This is a genomic window from Acetomicrobium sp. UBA5826, assembly GCF_002433005.1.
In the GTDB taxonomy this organism is placed as follows: domain Bacteria; phylum Synergistota; class Synergistia; order Synergistales; family Acetomicrobiaceae; genus Acetomicrobium.
The window spans coordinates 75,283-95,185 of the sequence record NZ_DJHF01000020.1; the positions used below are offsets into that span (position 1 = coordinate 75,283).

The following is a 19,903-nucleotide window of genomic DNA, read 5'->3' on the forward strand; positions in this document are numbered from 1 at the left end:
TATTATCCAAAGCTAAAGATTACCATAAATTATTCCAGCCAGCGTAGAAAGCAGCACTACGAGGATAACGTATGTGACAGTTTTCTTTGTTCCCAGTACTGTTCGTATCACCAGCATATTTGGCAATGATAAAGCCGGGCCTGCCAAAAGAAGGGCAAGTGCCGGTCCCTTACCCATTCCTGCGCCCAAAAGACCCTGCAATATCGGCACTTCCGTTAGCGTGGCAAAATACATGAAGGCTCCAACGATAGACGCGAAAAAGTTAGAAAAGATTGAGTTGCCGCCCACTAGATAAGATACGTATGCACCTGGGATGATACCCTCGTGCCCGGGGCGACCGAGGAGAAAGCCGGCAATCAGGACGCCAGCGAAAAGCAATGGCAATACTTGAAGCGCATATCCCCAAGTGGCGCTATACCATTCGGATCTTTCCTCTGCTGAAAACCATTTTTTAATCACTAGGGCAGTAAAGGAAATGCTGATCATTGCTACTATCCATTTAACGTTATAAAGCTGTGCCCAAAAACCGATATCCGCCTTTGGAGCTGCAAGGTTTGCGAATATCAAAAAGCAAATCATGCCTGCCATAACTGATGCCGATTGCCATAGAGGATGAGATGTACCATCTTCGGCTGGGAAGGCAAAAGCTTCCTGCCTTTTCTCTTCGTCTTTTCTAAATATAATTGACATTGCTAATCCGATGACTACGCTGAAAAGAATGGCTCCAACCGCTCTGGCCAGGCTCATCTCAAAACCCAGTACTCTCGCCGTTAAAATTATGGCCAACACATTGATAGCCGGTCCAGAGTAAAGAAATGTGGAAGCAGGGCCTATTCCAGCTCCTCGGGTATAAATTCCGGCAAATAAGGGAAGAACGGTGCAGGAGCATACGGCTAAAATTGTGCCAGAAACCGCTGCAACGGCATAAGATATGAACTTCTTTGCATGGCTTCCGAGATATTTCATGACGGACTGTTGACTGATGAAAACGGAAATGGCACCCGCTATGAAAAAAGCAGGAACCAGGCAAAGCAGGACGTGTTGTCTGGCATATTCATGAAGCATTGCAAAGGCTTCCGAAGCAGCGACTGTTACTCTGGGCGAATCGGCCGGTATAAAGTAAAAAAAGAGAAATGTAAGAAGAATTAAAGCTAATTTCTTGTTGTCGCTCATAAAAATGCCTCCTAACTAACTAAATATAATATATTTATGTTAAATTTCGCAGTTATCTTGGGAGCACGAACATTTACAGTCAAATTGAATTTTCACCGGATCGTCAAAAATGGCATGCTCTATACACTGAAGCATGGGAACTAAGCAATGCAATTTAAGGCTGTAGTAAATATATAAACCCTCTCGTCTTTGCTCGATAATTTCCAAATCTTTCAGGATGGCCAAATGTTTGCTCACAGTAGTCCTGTCGCAGTTAAATAAACTTGCAATGTCACAGGCACACATCTCCTTTTTTCCCAACAGTTCGATGATTTCGATACGGACTGGATGCCCCATGGCCTTTAACAGCGTCGCCTTTTTGCATTGAGTTTCCATATCCATTATTAACCCTCCTTGATAGATATGTGGCAATATTATCACATATGATGCAAATGCGCAATTTATGTTTAAGCCAGATTAGAATGGTTGGGATCTTTTACTGGTATCACCAGTTACGTCTAAAATGTGGTATAAAATAAATCAGTTGGAAATGATCTTTTTATTTTTCAAATATAGAGGAGGGTGGTAAGAAATGACTTCTTCACAGGGAAGCGCCAAGGAAGTGGCATTGGGTGCTCTTTTTGCGGCAATTGTAGCGGTAGCAACAATAATTCATATTCCCATGCCTGGATATAGGATTTATTTCAATTTTGGCGAAGGCGTTATATATTGTGTTGCTATGTTGATGGGGGCAAAATATGGAGCTATTTGCGGGGGTATCGGAGGAGCTCTTGCCGATATTGTTCTTGGCTATCCCCTATGGGCACCTTTTACTTTCGTGATCAAGGGAATCGAGGGTTTTGTGGTTGGGAGAATGCGGGAGAATCGAAAAAAGGCAGTGATAGCGGGCGCATGCGTAATGATTGCAGGATATACATTGGTTGCAGGTATTTTATATGGATGGAAGGTTGCTCCCATTGAGTTTCTCACCGATTTGGCCCAAACTGGCGTAGGTGCGATAATAGCTCTGGTCATTCTGCCCTATATCGAAGGGCCTATTAGAAAGCTTCTTGGAAGACAGTAGGAGATATTCCCTAAAATCTGGGCTGTTCCGTAGAAAATTCTTGTGGATTAATGTTTCTTTCGAATAACAAGATAACTGCGTACGTTAGCGTTTGCGTACGCAGTTATCTTGTTTGAATCAGCAGATTATACTAACTAGCTTTGCCGACGGATGCTCCCAATTCTTTGGCTTGATCTAACCAATTTCCTTCTTCTATATCTCCAATATCGTAAACATTGTGGGCACATATTTTACCTGCCAACTTGAGTCCTAAAAGGGATGCGGATCTGTCGAAGGATTCCAAAACTGCGTCAAAAACGTCTTCGCGTTCGTCTCCGGCCGTGACTAATAATACGCTTTGCTTGCCCTTAACGGTGGTTTTTGCCTTGTCCGACATATAGGGCAACATTCTATCCCAAACCGCTTTGATTTGTGCGCTCCAGCTATACCAGTAAAGGGGTGTTGCGAAAACAACGACGTCGGCATTATCGATGGACTCGTACAATTGAGACATATCGTCTGCTACTATACAATGTTTGCCGTTGGACCAGCACTGCCTGCAATCCGAACAACCTTTTATATTCATATTGTGGAGTCTAAAAAATCTGGCCTGGGCACCTTGAGATTCAGCGCCTGTGGCAAAGGATTTGGCCAACCTCTCGCTGTTTCCGTTTTTTCTGGGACTCCCGAGCAAAATAACAATCTTTTTCATGATATTTTCGGCACTTGAATGCCGATAGCTCATCTCCCTTCCTGATATTTTTACTATACATAATATTAGCACTTTTTTAGCAGTCCCTTGACAAACGGACTTTCATGAGTAATACTAAACTAAAGAAACGTAACACTTAAGGAGGGTTCTCTTCTTATGAACAAAGTATTAAACAGAATATTCTTTGCGGTATTTGTAGCTTTTTGTGTCTGTCTCTCGACTTCTCCTTCGTGGGCTCATTTCCAGGTAATTTTGCCTGATAAAAACGTAATTTCTCAAAACGAAAATTCTGAGTTAAACCTAAGGCTTCTTTTTACCCATCCTTTTGAACAGGAAATGATGGATATGGAAAAGCCCGAAAAGTTTGGCGTTCTAATTCGTTCTGAGAATATTGATCTTATGAAACATTTAAAGGTTCGCAAAAACGATTCGGGTTTAAGATACTGGGAAGCTGTCTTCGATGTAAAGCGGCCGGGAGACCACATTTTTTATGTAGAACCCTCACCTTATTGGGAAGAGGCTGAAAACAAATATATCATCCACTATGCGAAAACCGTCGTCAATGCTTTCGGCATGGAAGAAAGTTGGCAGAAACCGCTCGGGCTCAGGGCTGAGATAGTGCCGTTGACGAGGCCTTACGGATTGTGGCCCGGCAATGTTTTTCAAGGTAAGGTTATTATGGAGGGGAAGCCCTTGGCAGGTGCCGTAGTAGAAGTGGAGTATTACAATGAAGGAAAAAAAGTTAAGGCTCCCTCAGATGTTTATGTTACACAGGTAGTGCGGACCGATGATCAGGGTGTATTTACCTATGCCATGCCCTGGGATGGTTGGTGGGGTTTTGCTGCACTGGTTGATGCTCCCGAAAAAATGAAGTCTCCTGGCGGAAAAGATGCTGATATAGAGCTTGGGGCAGTTATTTGGATAAAGGCGGAGAGGGGGAACTAATGCATATCTCAGAGGGTGTACTGTCCTTATACCCTTTGACAATCGGAGCAGTTGGGGCAGTTGTCGGCATAGCGGCTGGACTGAAGAAAATGGAAATAGATGAAGTTCCTCGAGTGGGGATTGTATCTGCAGCTTTGTTCGTTTCGTCTTTAATTCATATTAATATCGGGCCAGCCAGCGTGCATCTCCTGCTTAACGGCATAGGTGGCCTTTTGTTGGGAATGAAGTTGTTTCCCGCATATCTTGTTGCGCTTTTTTTGCAGGTATTGTTGTTTCAATTCGGCGGTTTGGCGGTTCTCGGGGTTAACATCTGCACAATGGCTATTTCCGGACTTGTAGGCGGTCGTTTGGGGAGATGCGTTATAATCTCAGGAAAACCGTCCTGGCTTGGCGGGGCCGTGGCTGGAGGGATAGGGGTTGTTTTAGCCACTCTTTTTACTGCGCTTGCCTTGGCTTTTAGCGGAGAGGTTTTTTTGATAACGGCTAAATTGGTGTTGATTGCCCATATTCCTGTTGTGATTCTTGAATCCTTGATAGGTGCTTTTATCGCGTCATTTATCTACAAAATGATGCCTTCATTGTTAGGGGTGGACGAAAAATGAGAGTAAACAGGGCACCTTTATTCTTCGCGGTTATTCTAGCATTGTTCGTTATCGTTTATCCGGCGACCATTGCTATGGCTCATAAACTTAACGTATTTGCCTACTCAGAGGACAGCTCGATCCTTGGGGAGGCTTACTTCAACGATGGGGCACCGGCCAGAAATTGCGAGGTATTGGTCAAGGCAGAAGGGGACGGCTCTGTTGTAGGAAGAGGATGGACGGATGAAGATGGCAAGTTTTCGGTGGATATTGACCCGTCAAATAGGAAAATTGTAACTGTAGTAGTCGATGGAGGTATGGGGCATCTTGGAAGAGTAAACATAAATTTATCTTCATTTGATAATAGTACCATCATGTCTGATTCTAATTCTACAGATAAAGTTCCTATGGAGGAAGAGCAAATAGAAAACCTGGTTGCCACTTTAGACGAAAAGGAGATTGCGTCTATTGTAAAATCTGTACTTCGTAGCGAGATAGAACCGTTGCATGCAGAAATTATACAACTCCGTAAGGAGCTCTCAAAACCGGGATTTAATCAAATCATAGGCGGCGTAGGGTACATTTTTGGCTTGGTAGGCATTGCCCTTTGGTTTAAAAAGGGAAGCGGTGACGGGCATGATAAACGTTAGTTACATCAATTATCATAGTAAGCCAAAGGGGAGTTTTTTAGAGCGTATTCCGCCTTATGTAAAGTTGCTTTTAACTTTTTCCGTAGCCGTGTGTGTGGCTCTTTTAGATTCCCTTATGGCTCAGATTTTTTTGTTGATGTATTCTATTGTCTTAGTCGGGCTTTCGGGAGTACCGGTTAAAAGGCTTTTAAAACGTTTGATGGCTGTAGATGGGTTCGTTTTAATGCTATGGTTGACTCTTCCTTTTTCTTCAGAAGAAGGAGTCACAACAGCCACACTCATAACAATTCGCATCCATGCAGCTGTATTGGCATTTATGGCACTTCTCCAGACGACTTCCATGCCTGAGATATTGCAGGCTTTATGTCAACTGCGTTTTCCGTCAAAATTGGTAGCTTTGCTTCATTTTACCTACAGATATATTCATGTATTGGCTGAGGAGGCTTCAAGGATACACCGCAGCATGGCATTGAGGGGTTTTGAGCCTTCTTTGAATTTGCGAACCTTTAGAGCCTACGGATATTTAATTGGCATGTTACTATTGCGAAGTTTTGTTAGATCGCAAAGAGTTTATAATGCTATGCTGCTTAGGGGTTTTAATGGAACCTATACCTTTCTGACCTTTAAATCCAGGCTTTCACGGCCCGACTTTTTAAAGCTAGCTGTTCTTTACGCCCTTCTTGTGGGGTGTTTAATGGTATGAAGCCGTTGTTAGTTGTAAAAGATCTTACCTTTGCTTATCCGGGCAAACCTCCGATTTTTAGTGGACTTAACTTCGAAATTTATGAAAAGGAAAAAGTGTGTATTATTGGCAAAAATGGGGTCGGCAAGACGACATTTTTTTATGCGATCATGGGTTTGCTCGGACAACTCCAGGGAGAAATTATTTTTGATGGCAAAAGCATTCGGACTAAGGAAGATCTGCGATATTTACGCCAAAAAGTCGGTTTTCTCTTTCAAGATCCCGAGGACCAACTTTTTTGCCCCACTTTGCTCGATGATGTGCTCTTTGGCCCATTGAATATGGGGCTTAGCAGGGAAGAGGCTACGGATAGGGCATGGAGCGTTTTGAAGGAACTTAAAATAGAGGATCTTGCCCATAATCCCCCGTACACGCTTTCGGGAGGGCAAAAAAGGCTAGGTGCTCTGGCGGCGATTCTTGCTATGGATCCGCAACTTCTTTTACTCGATGAACCTTCAAGCGGTCTCGACGAAGAGGCTGCTAACAATCTATCGGGAATTTTAACTCATCTTGATAAAACCATTATTATGGCTTCCCACGATACGGATTTTGCGGAGGAAGTTGCAGGCCCCTGGTATGAATTGTCATCGGGAAATTTAAGACTATTACACGGAAAGACCCGTGTAGGTATCTGAGAGATCGCTTCTCAAGTTTTCGACAATAAAATCTAACGTTGTTTTTTTGAAAAAGAGTCAAATTCACTCCAAAAATTTCACAAATAAATTACGTACAATTTATATATACTGAAAAATTTTTCCTGTTGTAGTATCATTAAACAGCACCCTCGAGTAGTAGGCAACAGTTCATTTAGCTATTGGACCACTAAAAACCGTATGAACTGTATATAAAGCCGATGTTTTTAGTTGACATCATGGAAATGCCGGGAAGAATAACGCAAATAGAGCCAATAACTACTTGCCATAACTTGGAAGGTGTGGTATTTATTAATGGACGATGCGACTAAAAAGCCTTTAATATTTATTCTTGCAGTCGCTATATTGTTAGTCCCCTCCTTTGTCGTTACGGTTCGTAGCGACATGATTTCTGGTGCAATAGAGATTACTAATATCATAGTATGTGAGGATTTAACCAGTGATCTCGTGCCCGTTAATGTAGTTTCGAGTTCTTCCGGTTTTTCCTATGGTATAACGCAAGTGTGTGTCGCCTTTACCTACCGGGGCAGCAGTTACTTCGATTCTTGTGTTGAATGGTATTACGAGGGTGATTTGATTCATAACGAGAGTGTTTATTTAGATGGAGAAGGGGTGAAGGTTTTTTATTTACTGCGCGACGATGGTACTCCCTTAAAAAAAGGATTGTATGAATTTTATATAACTTGCAAAGGCGTGCGATTAGCTGATATTTCCTTTTCGATAGGAGGTTCTGAGAGTGAAATTATTTCTTGACACTGCAAATATCAACGAGATTGAAAAAGGTCTTGAATGGGGGGTCATCAGAGGTGTTACCACAAATCCCTCTTTAGTTGCGAAAGAGGGTTCAATTTCCTTTCGTCAACATGTGAAGAAGATAGCGGAGATTGTTAAAGGTCCCGTTAGTGCCGAGGTAATATCGATGGATACCGAAGAAATGATTGCAGAGGCAAGATCGTTGAGTTCTTTGGATCCAAATATCGTGGTTAAGATCCCTATGATACAAAACGGGATAGCAGCTACTAAAAAGCTATCTTCAGAGGGAATTCCAGTAAACGTCACGTTGGTTTTTTCGCCTCAACAGGCTTTGCTTGCAGCCTTGGCGGGAGCTGCCTATGTTAGCCCCTTTGTCGGTCGGCTTGATGATATTGGTGAGGATGGAATCGGGTTGGTTCGAGATATAGCGCAGATTTTTTCGATCCATAACATAAAAACTGAAATTATTGCAGCGAGCATCAGACATTCGAGACATGTTTTTGATGCAGTCGTTGCGGGAGCACATGTTGTTACGCTCCCCTTTAACGTTTTGGAGCAAATGTTTAATCATCCTTTGACGGATAAGGGTTTAAAAAAGTTTTTAGCTGATTGGGAGGTATACGTTAAGCATCATGGGTACTAATGCCATTGAAGATCAAGCAACGGAAAGCACCAAAAAAATAGCGGTTGAGGAAGAACAGGAAGTGGCAACCGTAGTTCCGCGCCCCAGATACACCTTCAGGGAATTGATTAAGGCCACAATCCAGGATCTACGCCAGATAGCCAGAGAAATTTCCGTTCCTTCTGTTACAACTTTAAGGCGTAAGGATGATTTGGTTGTTGCTATTTTAGCTAGGCAGGCTGATAAACTTGGATTGCGTTTTAGCGGGGGAACGTTGGAAATTCTGCCCGAGGGATACGGTTTCTTGAGACCTTCAGGGCTGCTGCCCAGTGATCACGATATATACGTTTCTGTGTCTCAAATCAGGCGATTCGATCTGCGTAATGGCGATGTGGTTTGGGGAATGGTTAGGCCCCCGAAGGATCAGGAGCATTACGATGCTTTGCTGCGGGTCGAGATGGTAAATTTCTCCGATCCCGAGATGGCTAGGCAGAGGCCCCATTTCGAACGTCTCACGCCGATATTTCCGAATGAAAAGCTTAAATTAGAAACAAGATCGGACATATTGTCAACTCGTTTAATCGACCTCTTTGCCCCTATGGGGAAGGGGCAAAGGGCTTTGATAGTATCTCCCCCAAAAGCCGGCAAGACTACACTTCTGAAGGAGATCGCCAATGCCGTTACTGCAAATAACCCCGAAGCCATACTGATGGTGCTGCTTATAGATGAAAGACCTGAGGAAGTCACAGATATGCAACGCTCCGTTGATGGGGAGATTATCGCATCTACCTTTGACAGGCCGGCCGAAGAACACATAAGAGTGGCTAATTTGGCCATCGAAAAGGCTAAGCGTCTGGTCGAAGTTCATAGGGATGTTGTTTTATTGCTTGATTCCATTACTCGTCTTGCTCGAGCGTCTAATTTGATCGTTCCGCCATCGGGCAGGACTCTGTCCGGAGGTATGGACCCCGTCGCGTTATATTTTCCAAAGAAGTTCTTTGGTGCTGCCAGAAACATCGAAGAAGGCGGAAGCCTTACTATAGTGGGTACGGCTTTAGTGGACACCGGAAGCAGGATGGATGACGTGATATACGAGGAGTTCAAGGGCACTGGAAATATGGAAATTCATCTGTCTCGAAAGTTGGCCGAGCAAAGGATCTTCCCTGCTATGGACCTTCTCAGATCTGGCACCAGAAGGGAAGAGTTGCTCTTAAGTCAAGAGGAAATGACTAAGATATGGACTCTGAGGAGGAGAATAGCGAACCTCGACGAAGCTGAGGTCTTGAATTTGATACTGGAAAAACTAAGGCAAACATCCTCAAATAAGGAATTTTTGATGACTATCAAGGTTTAATATCAAAATTACGGTTGCATCCTTTTCGTTTTTCAGGTAATTTTAACCCTGGAGTTAAATCAATACCGTAGCCTAGGTTTTAGGAGGGGGAGAGATGTCCGGGCACGATCCTGTTAATGGTAAGTCCTTTAAGAAAAGGTTGGATTTTCTCGTATTTGTTGCGTTAATGATTTCCGCTACGGTATTTATAGCCGCAGCTGCCCTTCAAAGGTCAAAAGTAGAAGCACTGGAAAGCTTAGGTTTTTTGGAAGTAAAAGAATTTGGCTTGCCTGGGTACTTGATCGTTGATGTAACGGACCTCCTTATCCCCGATGGAGATATGGGTGCCATAGGTCCTTTGCCAGACGGTTCCGGGGCAATAATGTTTAAGGAACTAACTTTGAACAACGCAGACTCGCAAGAAAAAGAGCCGGGAAATGATGTCCAGGAAAAACTAAACAAGTTGCAAGAAGAGTACTTTAACGGGCAGGATACTGCTCTCCAAGCTGGAAACGATAAGAGTAGCGGTGAGATAATTCTCGAAGAGGTAACGCCCGATTATCGGGTACATGAAGTTCAACAGGGCGAAACCTTGGCCGGTATAGTCAAAATATACACGGAGTACGGAATTTCGATTGAAGATATCGCCAAGGCCAATCAAATTAGCAACATACACAAGTTGAATGTCGGCGATATTCTCTTAATCCCAACATCTAAGGACAATGTCGACGTCGTTTTGAAAGAGCTGTTAAAAAGGCGCGCTAAAGCCGAAGAAGAAGCAAAGTCCGCCCCAAAGGTAGAAACCCGTACTTATACAGTCCAAGAAGGGGACAGCCTCTGGACGATAGCAAATAAAGTGAATTTGGATATCAATACTTTATTTGGTTGTAATGATCTGAAGAATCCTGACTTACTGAAACCAGGCAGCAAATTAAGGATCCCCAACCAGGACGGTATATTTTACAAGGTAAACAAGGGAGATACTATAAGCTCTATTGCAAAAAAATACGGAATTTACATTGAGGCAATTGCGGCTGCGAATTCAATTGATACTGATGCAGTCTTGATAGCCGGAAGCGAAATCTTCTTGCCGGGAGCAAAGGATCTGAGCAGTTTTACAAGCGGGACTTCTAGGGCCGATGGAAACAGCGGTTCTATAGGATTTAGATGGCCCGTAAGAGGACGACTTACGAGCCGATTCGGATATAGGCGAGATCCCTTTTCGGGTCGTAAAGATCTTCATACGGGTTTGGATATTGCCGCCCCTAGGGGTACTCGCATAGCTGCTGCAGCGGCGGGTCGTGTTGTTCACGCCGGATGGATGGGGGGATATGGCCGCACAGTCGTAATAGATCATGGTCGAGGATATAGGACATTATACGGCCACTGCAACAGCATTTCGGTAAAGAGAGGTCAGAGGGTTAGCGCAGGTCAGGTAATTGCGACTGTGGGAGCGACTGGCAGGGCTACGGGATCACATCTACATTTTGAAGTCAGAAAAAATAATTCTCCCGTCAATCCTTTGAAGTACTTGAGGTGATAATTGTGATTAAATTTGGGACCGATGGATGGCGTGGAATAATAGCAGACGATTTTACCGTCGATAATGTAAAAAGGGTTAGTTGGGCGATAGGTAAATATATACTTGAAGAATACGGTGATAAGACAAGCGTGCTGGTGGCTCGTGATGGCCGTTTTCTGGGCGAAAAATTTGCAGCCATAGCTGCCGGGGTTCTGGCAGCTATGGGGCTTAAGCCGACGATATTGGAAGGACCGACAGCTACTCCAACGTGCGCTTATGCTGTAAAGGAATATGGTGCAAGAGGAGCAATAATGTTCACTGCAAGCCATAATCCTCCTGAGTATCAGGGGCTCAAATATATTCCCTATTTTGCGGGTCCGGCCACACCCGATATCACCGGCAAAATTGAGTCTTACATAACGATGGCGCCGCCTTCTGTAGACACTTCCAACGAAAACATAGAATATGCCGACCCCACCGAATCATATATAACCCACATCAAGGGTATCGTTCAATTGGAAGGCAATGCCCAAAAGATCGTTGTCGATACATTACACGGTGTTGGCGGCAGATATTTGCCTCGAATATTGCGAGAGTGTGGGTTTGAAGCAATTTCTATAAATGAAGATATAAGGCCTGACTTCGCAGGATTAAGTCCGGAGCCCAAAAAAGAGACTTTGGAGTCTCTCATAGGTAAGGTAAATGAATTGAATGTAATTGGACTTTCTACGGATGGCGATGCCGATAGATTTGGAGTTGTCGACGAAAAAGGTGAATTTTACCCGGCAAACTATATATTAGCCATACTATATTCATATTTGCTGGAAACCGGTCGCACCGGTGGAGTGGCAAGAACTGTGGCTACGACACATATGTTGGACGAAATAGCTAAACTTACAGGCCAACGGGTTTGGGAAACCCCTGTGGGATTTAAATATTTAGGCCAATTGCTCTTGAAGGAAAAGGTTTTGTTGGCGGGGGAAGAGTCCGGGGGAGCTTCCATAGCAGGACATATCCCTGAAAAAGATGGCATCCTCATCTGCCTTCTGGTATTAAAGGCTGTCGTTGAAACGGGGCGCAGCTTAAAGGAATTGCTTGAAGCAGTATACGATAAAATTGGTGCAAAATATGTCTCCACAAGGCTCGACTTCAAAGTTGTCCATGAGCAGAAGGAAAAAGTAATTTCCTTAATCGACAGTTGGCATGATCGTTCCTTTTGCGGCGATGCTGTTATATCTGTAAAAAGAGACGATGGATTGAAAATTATCTGCGAGAGGGCGTGGATTTTATTGAGACCATCGGGAACTGAAGACGTAGTTCGCCTTTATGTCGAGGCAAAGGGAGAAGATATCTTGCAAAAATTTAAAGAGAGTGCAGTGAATGTATTCGGACTTGATGTAAAATAAGCAGTTTTTACCATGTCAAATTAATTTATATTTGCTACCTTTGGCCGAGAGAAGAGCCTCCTCGGCCTTTTTAGATGATATGATATTTACTATCTTAAAATAAATTTAAGGCTCGTTACGGAGGTATACATATGAGTAAGTACGTTTTTGTTACCGGAGGCGTGGTTTCATCTCTTGGAAAAGGCATTACGGCAGCATCGCTGGGGCTGTTGCTTAAACGAAGAGGCTATAAGGTGACGGCTATTAAATTGGATCCATACATCAATGTGGATGCCGGCACGATGAACCCCTATCAGCATGGTGAAGTTTTTGTGACCGACGATGGTGCAGAAACGGATTTGGATCTTGGGCATTACGAAAGGTTTATTGACGAATCTTTAATGGCTAAAAATAATGTAACTACAGGTCAGGTGTATTCCTCTGTAATAAAAAAAGAACGGGAGGGCAAGTATCTGGGAGCCACCGTTCAGGTCATACCGCACATCACGAATGAAATACAGGAGAGGATTCAAAAAGCTGGAGAAGGCTTTGATGTAGTATTGGTAGAGATAGGTGGAACTGTAGGGGATATTGAGGGTCAGCCTTTTTTGGAAGCCATCAGGCAGTTTGGTTACAGAGTCGGCAGGGAAAACGTAGTATATTGTCATGTCACTCTGGTTCCCTTTATACCCACGGCAGGAGAATTAAAGACCAAACCAACCCAACATAGCGTAAACGAGTTACGGCGTATTGGAATTCAACCTGACGTAGTTGTATGCAGGACAAGCCTTCCTTTGCAAGAAGAACTGAGAGATAAAATAGCTCTATTTTGCAATGTAAAGAAAAAGAACGTTGTAGAAGCCATTGATTGTGATAATATTTACAAAATACCCATGCTACTGCGCGATCAGGGATTCGATACCATGGTTATGGAGATGCTGAACCTTGAAAACAGCGAAGAGCCAGATTTGAAAGAATGGGAAAATTACTTACGACGGAGCGAAAATTCTTCAAAAAATGTCGAAATAGCCCTAGTGGGAAAATATGTAGGACACAAAGACGCCTATCTCTCCGTCAAGGAAGCACTGGAACACGCGTCGGTTAACAACGGTGCTCATGTAAACATTCGTTACGTAGAGGCGGAGGAGCTCGAACGGCAGGGAGTCAACATTCTAAAAGGGGTGAATGGCATATTGGTGCCCGGCGGATTTGGTAGAAGAGGAATTGAAGGAAAGATCATGGCTGCGCGATATGCTCGCGAAAATAGGATACCTTACCTCGGCCTGTGTCTGGGAATGCAAATTGCTGTAGTAGAATTTGCCAGAAACGTTTGTTCCATTGTTTCTGCCCATAGCTCCGAATTTGATCCGGGAACGCCCAACCCTGTCATTCATTTATTGGAAGAACAAAAAAACATATCCGATGTGGGCGGCAGTATGAGGCTTGGGTCCTACCCCTGCGAAATAAAACAGGGTACTCTGGCCTATGAGGCATACGGAGAAGCTATGGTCTACGAAAGACATCGTCATAGGTGGGAATTTAATAACGATTACAGGAGTCGCTTGGAGAAAGAAGGTTTACTTGTTTCAGGAGTGTGCCCCGACAGAAATTTGGTTGAAATTGTCGAATTGAGGGATCACCCGTGGTTTGTCGGTGTTCAGTTCCATCCCGAATTTAAATCTCGCCCTACGAGACCGCATCCCCTCTTTTCGTCTTTTGTAGGGGCAGCTTTGAAGAATGGCTCTATTATAAACTGAAGGGAGCGACTGTCATGAGAGGGAAACTGAAAAGCCTGCTTATAGTAATGGCAATAGCGATGATTATCTCTAGTAACATGGCTGCATACGGGGAAGAAGCCCTTGATAAACCCCCTTTTGAGATTCTATCCCACATCGAAGAGTTGACCTATGGGCAGCCTAAAAGCGGAGGATTAATGTCTCGTTTGTCCGAAATAGAGAAAGCATATTTCGGGAGAGAGTTGCCGGGAAGCCTTTCGGAACGTCAACAAGCTTTCTTGAATTTTCTGGAGAATGGATTGCCGGATCAACCGTCCTTCATTTTTAAGTTAGGGGTATGCGAGTGGATCGTAACACAGAAGATTGGCGACGGCAATTTGAAGGAACGCCTAGAAGCTCTTGAGAAGTTGCTGGAGGGTGAACCTAAAATAGACGGCCCCTTTGCGATGAGGCTTGAGCGAATAGTAGGCTTAATACTTCCTGAGGGCATAACATGGGAGGAAGTTGAAGTTCCCGACAAAAAGGTTTTTAAAGTGGCCTTGAAGAACACTCTATCGCCTCAGGACGTAAAGGTGGGAGATTCCGTTGAGCTTGTAATGCAGGGTGATTTTGTCGTAAATACATCCTTGATCGCCCCTTCAGGAAGCTACGTTCTCGGTAGAATTGACAGCATAAAACCTCCCAGGAGTTTTGGTAGACCTGCAGAGGTTAAAATCGCCTTCGATCATATCATACCTTTAGACCTTGTAAATAAAATCCCGGTAATGATGGGCGAAGAAGCAGAAAAAGCCAGCAAGGCCGACGATAGCGTAATTGCAGCGGCCGGAGCCAGTTTTGTCGGTGCTATTCTGCTCGGTCCTCTCGGTTTTGCAGGTGGAATGCTCGTGAAGGGCGATGTCAAAGACATACCGGCAGGTACCCCTTTTTATCTGGAAACTGCTAAAGCTACGACTGTAAGGGCCTATCCCGTGCCCGAGATGTTGCAAAGTATAATTAACCCGTCGCAGACACCTCCTCCTGCGGAAGAGGTCGAGCAAACGGAAAATACATCTACGACTAACAATAAAACCAAATAGGGATAAAGATAATTACATTATGCCTAGTCGTTAACGACTAATGCATATGTTATTGGAGGGGTAAAGCATGAAGAAAATTATCTTAATTTTGTCTTTGGCTGCAATGATTTCTACAGGAGGAGGCATTGCATATGCCTTCGATGTATCGGATATAATAGGCGTTATTGGGGGAGGTTTTTTGGTAGAGACTATAGCTGATCCCCTTAACGATTTCATAAACACTGTCACGTTAAATAGAGGTGTGGCTTCTGAAGAATCTACCAAAGTTGTGCCAATAGTATCCGTAGGCCAAGGAACGCGCATAGGTGCTGCCCAGGTTTCGGGCCCAAAATCGGCCATAGATAATACGAAAGCTGTAGCAAGGATCGATGCCAAGTTTCAGGATCGCTTCAGGATAGAAATTTTAATACCCATTGATTCTCTAAACCCTTTGGAGCGATTTAGAAGAGTTCAAGGAGTGGGCGTTTCTGCTGTTATAGATTACAAGTTATAATCGCAAATGTACAAAGAAGGGGTTCATCTTTTGAGGAAGATAAGCTGGATAGCTTTGATTTCGATATTCTTCTGCCTATGTCGTCTTATTGCGGGGTCGGCGTGGGCAGAAGATGTTGCCATAGAACTGGTGGAAAAGCTTCAAGGCAACACGGCCTTTTGCTGGGGTACGGATTGCCTGGTATGGCTGGTACATTATCCCGAAGATATTGTAGACCCTTGGGTTTCCATTGAAGCTAAAAGACAAGGGTTCGGCGAACAAGATAAAGAAAAGTATCGCCGGGCCTTTGTCAAGGATTTAAGGCTCGACGAAAGCGAGCCTTTTCTCCTTACGATATATAATTTCGGCATAAAGCCTCTGTCTTTGAATCCTTTATCAGAGCGCCTGTTTTTGAAAAAAGACGGAGAGAAATTGTGCCTGTTGGCTTATGACAGCAGCTTCGATGAACCCATATACGGTTTATTGCAGGGTTTGGTATATTTTCCAAAAATCGACGTCGAAGAATTTACCGTCCTTTTAGGCGGTCTTGAGCCGAGAGAAATGCTTTTCCCCTTTGGGTCGAAAACATTACAAGCTGAGGCCGATATTCAAAAACACACAAAGACTGAGGAAACCTGGCATGAAAGTGAAAATGCTGGGGAAAAACCGAAATTTGAGAAGATCGTGGTAGAGCTTCCCGCTACACACACGGTAGAAAGTGACGATAAAGAAACAGGGATGAAGGAGAAGAAAGCTCCTGATGAAACAACTTCTTCTGAAAAAGAGGATGTCGCCGGTGAAAGCGACAAGATTGTTGTGCCCAGGATAGCCCCCGGGCCCGATCCGTTGCTTGGGGCACAAGAACCGCAAGAGACAGATACGGACGTACTTTTGAAGAACATGTTGAAAGACATCGAAAAAGAAACTTCCATGACCAAAGAGGAGGTTGTAAGGCTTTTTGTAGAAAGCTGGATAGCCGGAGATACTGAAACGATGTATAAGCTTCTATCGACTGAAAGCCAAAATGCCTATTCATTTGAAGATTTCAAGAAAGCAGCGATGGAGTCCAACATCAGATGGGCTTTTAGCGATGGATATGATCTCGCGTGGATCAACGACAACAGAGTAAAAATTAGCGGGATTCAGAAAATGTTCCTTTTAAAAGTTGAACGAAGTAAGGTGTTAGGTGTTGTCGAAGAAAGGAGAAGGTGGCGAATTGTTTGGTAAAAAGAGGTTGTGGCTTATAATTCTTTTTATCGTTTTTGCCGGCTTCTTCGCCGCTTTTTTGGTGAGGGATTTGTATTTGACTGTCGAAAGTGATGACGGTGATAAAAATGTCTTTGCAGTAGAAAATATCCATTATCAAAATATAATTGACGATAGTCTGTACATATTGGATGCTAAAAAAGGATGGAAGACGAAAGATATGTATGTGCTTGAAGATATTAGTATTTCCATTAAAGGAAGCAGCGACAGCGAATGGAAGGTGCAGGCTAAGAAGGGGAGCGTTCCAGAATTGTCCGGGGGTGTTGTCAGTTTAAAGGATGCCAACGGCATTACACAGGTAAATTCGGATAAGTATCATTGGGAATCCCCTGAGATACACTGGAAACCTGACGAAAAACTTTTTTTCTTTGATAACGGCATTCGTGCCTTTGGCGATTTAATAGAAATAGAGTCCCGGAGAGGAGTGGTGCGCCTTTCCGGTGAAATGCAATTGTCTGAAAGGGTTAAAGTAGTATATAAAGCGCAAGACTTGGCAAACAAATGACATCACTTTCGTTCCAATAGAAGGGGAATTAAATATGATGAGACGCGACCATTCGAGTCTACGCAAAAACGGTATTTATATTTTTTTATTGATATTTTTTGTATCTTTCGCAAGCACTTGTGCCGTTGCTCAAGATGCTTCCTTGCCAATCACGCTGGAAGCGGATAGAGTGGTTTTTTTTGAGGCTGAGAACCGTGCCGAGGCCGAAGGGAGTGTTGTCATAAAACGAGCCGATATGACGCTTACTGCTCCTTACGTTGAGTATTACGTAAATAACTCAATGGTATTTGCCCAGAGCAAGGATAACGAGCCTGTCGTTTTAGAATGGGGCGAAAGGATTTTAAGGGGAGATAAGTTAGAATACAACTTAATGACTCAGGAGGGTGTAATGCAAAACGGATCGGGCCAAGAAGGCCCTGTCTACGTATATGGCGGGGATGTCATGGTAGCACCCGCAGAGGCGGCATTAGAGAAAGGTTGGTTGGGCAAGGAGGATTTAAAAAAGACCGACAGAGAGGCCCACGTTGCCGTCTGGGAAAGGGCGAACTATACGACTTGCGATGCGCCTCAACCTCATTATCACCTTTATACTACGAAAATGACTGTAATACCGGGAAATAAAGTGGTTCTAAAGCGTCCCAAGGTCTATATGGACGGTAAATTGCTCTTCACATATATTTTTAACTATGAAGTCAGTTTAAAAGAAAGAAAGCCGGGCGGTCCTTTCGTTTATCAATTCAAGGACGACTCGGACAAGGGAACGGGAATCATAGGATACGGCCCTATCGTCACGGACGACAGGCTGTCCGTAAATGCCCATCTGGCTTATTGGTCTGATATGAATGAAGAGTGGATATTATCGGGCAATTACGTTCTTACCGATCAGTGGAATTTATTTGCCTCGGCAGCCTATTTATATAATTCGGATGAGGACGAAAAGAGATATCGTCCCAGCTGGGGTGCAGGCTACCATAATGCAGGATTTTCCGGAAGGGTTCATTGGACTCAGGCAGAAAGCGTTTCTATAAAAAAAGAATCGGGAAGAACTTACAATGGCGTACTTTGGCGGTCTCCCGAAGTCGAGTTGTTCACTCCCTGGGTCGATCTGACCTCAAAGACTAAATCGCGGCTCGCCCTTTATTGGGGGCATTATGAAGCTATGGGAGTTAGAGGTGAAGATGAGGCATCGGTCGATAGATGGGGTTACGGTTTCGACTTTTCTACTTCTTTTTTGCCCTTGGATAAAAAGAACAATAACTTCACTCCCTTCATTTGGTCTAGTTATCAGTGGTTTAAATACGATGACCCAAGTCAACGTCAGGAAATTATCGATGTAATATGGGGTTTGCGTTACCGCATCGGCGAATTCCCCATGGTGACAAGCTATGCTCAGCGTTGGACTACGGGCGAATCGCCGATGAGTTGGGACGATTACGACGATAGGCGAGAGATCTTTCAGACTGTTGGGATTCCTTTGGGCAGTCGCTGGAGGGTTGCCGTAAGGACGGCTTACGATTTCAGGGACGAACATTTGGATGAGGTTGTGGGAAGCCTGGTATACGATGAGCATTGTTATGCCTGGGAGATAATATATAAAGATGAGAGACCGTTATATTCCGATGAAGATGAAGACGACTGGATCGGCTTGAGGTTGGTTATAAAAGCTTTCCCTGAGAGCAATATTACCTTTGGCGGAGAGGTCGAAGAGATAAGAAGTCCGGCCCAGGAGGTTGGTTTCATAAAATGAGAGTTTTAGTGTTGTATGGAGGCGATAGCCCGGAACGTGAGGTCTCTTTGGCGAGTGGGAAGGCTGTATTGGAAGCAGCTTCAAGGTGTGGGTTCGATGTATTGGATGGCTATGTTGAAACGGTCAAAGACGTAGTTAGGCTGATGAATGAGCGTGATTGCGATGTAATATTTATAGCCTTACACGGAAGCTGGGGAGAAGACGGCAGGTTGCAGGCCTTTCTTGATTTTTACGACATCCCCTACACAGGGTCGGGATCTGAGGCATGTATGCTTGCCATGAATAAAGTATTGAGTAAATATAGGTTTCAAAGAGACGGAATTCCCACCCCCGATGGTGTTGAGGCCAACTTATTTCAAGAGGGGATCAATGGCGCTTGCAAAAAAATCTTGGAATACTACGATTATTTTTTGAATGGCGGTAAAATGGTCATCAAACCGGCGAGGTGTGGCAGTACATTGGGTGTTTCCGTCATCACATCCTCCAGCGACGTATATGAAGCTGTTCAGCTGGCTTCAAGCTATGATAGCCTTATCATTGCGGAGCGTTATATCTCTGGAAAAGAGATAACCGTTGCTGTTTGGGATGACGGCAAGCCACAAGCATTTCCCGTAATCGAAATAGTCCCCAAAAATTCGCTTTATAGCTATAAAGCGAAATATACACCCGGCAACAGCGCATATTTCGTGCCGGCGCAATTAGAGGATTCGATCGCCAAAAGGACTCAAGAGGCCGCGCTAATGGCCCATGTCAGCTTGGGGTGTGAGCTGTACAGCAGGGTAGATATGCGCCTCGATACCCAAGGGAATCCCTATGTATTGGAAGTCAATACAGTTCCAGGACTAACGAGTACCAGTTTGGTCCCTAAAGCTGCAAAGGCGATCGGATGGGATTTCGACAGATTTGTGAAGGCACTTATCCAAAATACACTGAATAAAAAGCTCTAATTAAAATTAGATATAAAGAGAAAAGAAAAGACGCTTATAAG

21 protein-coding genes are annotated in these 19,903 nt (G+C 44.0%); 18 read left to right on the plus strand and 3 right to left on the minus strand.

Going from position 1 to position 19,903, the window contains the following annotated elements:
* Positions 1 to 12 precede the first annotated feature (12 nt).
* Complete coding sequence (locus B3N34_RS06695; RefSeq protein WP_286976074.1) at positions 13 to 1,173, minus strand: permease; 1,161 nt, start codon at positions 1,171 to 1,173, stop codon at positions 13 to 15.
* Positions 1,174 to 1,212: 39 nt separating this feature from the next.
* Positions 1,213 to 1,554 carry an ArsR/SmtB family transcription factor gene (locus B3N34_RS06700; protein ID WP_286976077.1) on the minus strand — a complete coding sequence of 114 codons (342 nt, stop codon included), beginning with the start codon at positions 1,552 to 1,554 and terminating at the stop codon, positions 1,213 to 1,215.
* 190 nt (positions 1,555 to 1,744) lie between these two features.
* On the opposite strand from B3N34_RS06700, the gene B3N34_RS06705 reads away from it, so the two are divergent.
* The gene (locus B3N34_RS06705; RefSeq protein WP_286976080.1) at positions 1,745 to 2,236 is read left to right on the plus strand and encodes an ECF transporter S component; all 492 of its coding nucleotides are present in this window, start codon (positions 1,745 to 1,747) and stop codon (positions 2,234 to 2,236) included.
* Positions 2,237 to 2,366: 130 nt separating this feature from the next.
* Here the strand turns inward: B3N34_RS06705 and B3N34_RS06710 are convergent, their stop codons facing one another.
* Positions 2,367 to 2,927 (minus strand): flavodoxin family protein, encoded by a 561-nt coding sequence (locus B3N34_RS06710; RefSeq protein WP_286976082.1) that lies wholly within the window; start codon positions 2,925 to 2,927, stop codon positions 2,367 to 2,369.
* A 156-nt stretch (positions 2,928 to 3,083) separates the two neighbouring features.
* Here B3N34_RS06710 and B3N34_RS06715 point away from each other — a divergent pair, with 156 nt between their 5' ends.
* The 17 genes from B3N34_RS06715 to B3N34_RS06795 all read left to right on the plus strand — a co-directional run bounded on the left by B3N34_RS06715 (position 3,084) and on the right by B3N34_RS06795 (position 19,862).
* Positions 3,084 to 3,872 (plus strand): DUF4198 domain-containing protein, encoded by a 789-nt coding sequence (locus B3N34_RS06715; RefSeq protein ID WP_286976085.1) that lies wholly within the window; start codon positions 3,084 to 3,086, stop codon positions 3,870 to 3,872.
* Positions 3,872 to 4,474: a cobalt transporter CbiM gene (gene cbiM, locus B3N34_RS06720; RefSeq protein ID WP_091460375.1), complete on the plus strand. Its 603-nt coding sequence runs from the start codon at positions 3,872 to 3,874 to the stop codon at positions 4,472 to 4,474. Before B3N34_RS06715 ends, cbiM begins: the two co-directional genes overlap by 1 nt.
* Positions 4,471 to 5,103, plus strand: a complete 633-nt coding sequence (locus B3N34_RS06725) for a hypothetical protein (RefSeq protein ID WP_286976088.1) — start codon at positions 4,471 to 4,473, stop codon at positions 5,101 to 5,103. Before cbiM ends, B3N34_RS06725 begins: the two co-directional genes overlap by 4 nt.
* Positions 5,090 to 5,806 carry a cobalt ECF transporter T component CbiQ gene (cbiQ, locus tag B3N34_RS06730; protein ID WP_213698734.1) on the plus strand — a complete coding sequence of 239 codons (717 nt, stop codon included), beginning with the start codon at positions 5,090 to 5,092 and terminating at the stop codon, positions 5,804 to 5,806. The genes B3N34_RS06725 and cbiQ overlap by 14 nt, the downstream gene beginning before the upstream one ends.
* A complete protein-coding gene (locus B3N34_RS06735; protein ID WP_286976091.1) occupies positions 5,803 to 6,480 on the plus strand; it encodes an energy-coupling factor ABC transporter ATP-binding protein in 678 nt (225 codons plus the stop codon). Before cbiQ ends, B3N34_RS06735 begins: the two co-directional genes overlap by 4 nt.
* A 312-nt stretch (positions 6,481 to 6,792) precedes the next feature.
* Positions 6,793 to 7,251 carry a hypothetical protein gene (locus B3N34_RS06740; protein ID WP_213698736.1) on the plus strand — a complete coding sequence of 153 codons (459 nt, stop codon included), beginning with the start codon at positions 6,793 to 6,795 and terminating at the stop codon, positions 7,249 to 7,251.
* Positions 7,235 to 7,894: a fructose-6-phosphate aldolase gene (gene fsa / locus B3N34_RS06745; protein ID WP_286976094.1), complete on the plus strand. Its 660-nt coding sequence runs from the start codon at positions 7,235 to 7,237 to the stop codon at positions 7,892 to 7,894. Before B3N34_RS06740 ends, fsa begins: the two co-directional genes overlap by 17 nt.
* Entirely contained in the window at positions 7,884 to 9,227 is a 1,344-nt protein-coding gene (rho, locus tag B3N34_RS06750) for a transcription termination factor Rho (protein ID WP_286976095.1), read from the plus strand. Before fsa ends, rho begins: the two co-directional genes overlap by 11 nt.
* Before the next feature lie 94 nt (positions 9,228 to 9,321).
* Entirely contained in the window at positions 9,322 to 10,746 is a 1,425-nt protein-coding gene (locus tag B3N34_RS06755; protein WP_286976098.1) for a peptidoglycan DD-metalloendopeptidase family protein, read from the plus strand.
* A 5-nt stretch (positions 10,747 to 10,751) separates the two neighbouring features.
* Entirely contained in the window at positions 10,752 to 12,134 is a 1,383-nt protein-coding gene (locus B3N34_RS06760; protein WP_286976100.1) for a phosphoglucomutase, read from the plus strand.
* A gap of 131 nt (positions 12,135 to 12,265) precedes the next feature.
* Positions 12,266 to 13,870 (plus strand): CTP synthase, encoded by a 1,605-nt coding sequence (locus B3N34_RS06765; protein WP_286976102.1) that lies wholly within the window; start codon positions 12,266 to 12,268, stop codon positions 13,868 to 13,870.
* Positions 13,871 to 13,884: 14 nt separating this feature from the next.
* Positions 13,885 to 14,925, plus strand: coding sequence for a hypothetical protein (locus B3N34_RS06770; RefSeq protein ID WP_286976105.1), 1,041 nt, complete (start codon positions 13,885 to 13,887; stop codon positions 14,923 to 14,925).
* A 67-nt stretch (positions 14,926 to 14,992) separates the two neighbouring features.
* Positions 14,993 to 15,418: a hypothetical protein gene (locus tag B3N34_RS06775; RefSeq protein ID WP_213698742.1), complete on the plus strand. Its 426-nt coding sequence runs from the start codon at positions 14,993 to 14,995 to the stop codon at positions 15,416 to 15,418.
* A gap of 30 nt (positions 15,419 to 15,448) precedes the next feature.
* Entirely contained in the window at positions 15,449 to 16,624 is a 1,176-nt protein-coding gene (locus tag B3N34_RS06780; protein WP_286976107.1) for a hypothetical protein, read from the plus strand.
* A complete protein-coding gene (locus tag B3N34_RS06785; protein ID WP_286976109.1) occupies positions 16,614 to 17,168 on the plus strand; it encodes a hypothetical protein in 555 nt (184 codons plus the stop codon). The genes B3N34_RS06780 and B3N34_RS06785 overlap by 11 nt, the downstream gene beginning before the upstream one ends.
* Before the next feature lie 34 nt (positions 17,169 to 17,202).
* Entirely contained in the window at positions 17,203 to 18,915 is a 1,713-nt protein-coding gene (locus B3N34_RS06790; RefSeq protein ID WP_286976111.1) for an OstA-like protein, read from the plus strand.
* Positions 18,912 to 19,862 carry a D-alanine--D-alanine ligase family protein gene (locus B3N34_RS06795; protein ID WP_286976113.1) on the plus strand — a complete coding sequence of 317 codons (951 nt, stop codon included), beginning with the start codon at positions 18,912 to 18,914 and terminating at the stop codon, positions 19,860 to 19,862. Before B3N34_RS06790 ends, B3N34_RS06795 begins: the two co-directional genes overlap by 4 nt.
* Positions 19,863 to 19,903: the final 41 nt, after the last annotated feature.

Bases quoted from the DNA above. Each gene is read 5' to 3' on its own strand.
- cbiQ (WP_213698734.1), top strand. From the start codon at position 5,090: ATGATAAACGTTAGTTACATCAATTATCATAGTAAGCCAAAGGGGAGT.
- B3N34_RS06790 (WP_286976111.1), top strand. From the start codon at position 17,203: ATGATGAGACGCGACCATTCGAGTCTACGCAAAAACGGTATTTATATT.
- B3N34_RS06715 (WP_286976085.1), top strand. From the start codon at position 3,084: ATGAACAAAGTATTAAACAGAATATTCTTTGCGGTATTTGTAGCTTTT.
- B3N34_RS06725 (WP_286976088.1), top strand. From the start codon at position 4,471: ATGAGAGTAAACAGGGCACCTTTATTCTTCGCGGTTATTCTAGCATTG.
- cbiM (WP_091460375.1), top strand. From the start codon at position 3,872: ATGCATATCTCAGAGGGTGTACTGTCCTTATACCCTTTGACAATCGGA.
- B3N34_RS06765 (WP_286976102.1), top strand. From the start codon at position 12,266: ATGAGTAAGTACGTTTTTGTTACCGGAGGCGTGGTTTCATCTCTTGGA.
- B3N34_RS06755 (WP_286976098.1), top strand. From the start codon at position 9,322: ATGTCCGGGCACGATCCTGTTAATGGTAAGTCCTTTAAGAAAAGGTTG.
- B3N34_RS06770 (WP_286976105.1), top strand. From the start codon at position 13,885: ATGAGAGGGAAACTGAAAAGCCTGCTTATAGTAATGGCAATAGCGATG.
- B3N34_RS06775 (WP_213698742.1), top strand. From the start codon at position 14,993: ATGAAGAAAATTATCTTAATTTTGTCTTTGGCTGCAATGATTTCTACA.
- B3N34_RS06795 (WP_286976113.1), top strand. From the start codon at position 18,912: ATGAGAGTTTTAGTGTTGTATGGAGGCGATAGCCCGGAACGTGAGGTC.
- B3N34_RS06700 (WP_286976077.1), bottom strand. From the start codon at position 1,554: ATGGATATGGAAACTCAATGCAAAAAGGCGACGCTGTTAAAGGCCATG.
- B3N34_RS06735 (WP_286976091.1), top strand. From the start codon at position 5,803: ATGAAGCCGTTGTTAGTTGTAAAAGATCTTACCTTTGCTTATCCGGGC.
- rho (WP_286976095.1), top strand. From the start codon at position 7,884: ATGGGTACTAATGCCATTGAAGATCAAGCAACGGAAAGCACCAAAAAA.
- B3N34_RS06705 (WP_286976080.1), top strand. From the start codon at position 1,745: ATGACTTCTTCACAGGGAAGCGCCAAGGAAGTGGCATTGGGTGCTCTT.
- B3N34_RS06740 (WP_213698736.1), top strand. From the start codon at position 6,793: ATGGACGATGCGACTAAAAAGCCTTTAATATTTATTCTTGCAGTCGCT.
- B3N34_RS06695 (WP_286976074.1), bottom strand. From the start codon at position 1,173: ATGAGCGACAACAAGAAATTAGCTTTAATTCTTCTTACATTTCTCTTT.
- B3N34_RS06710 (WP_286976082.1), bottom strand. From the start codon at position 2,927: ATGAAAAAGATTGTTATTTTGCTCGGGAGTCCCAGAAAAAACGGAAAC.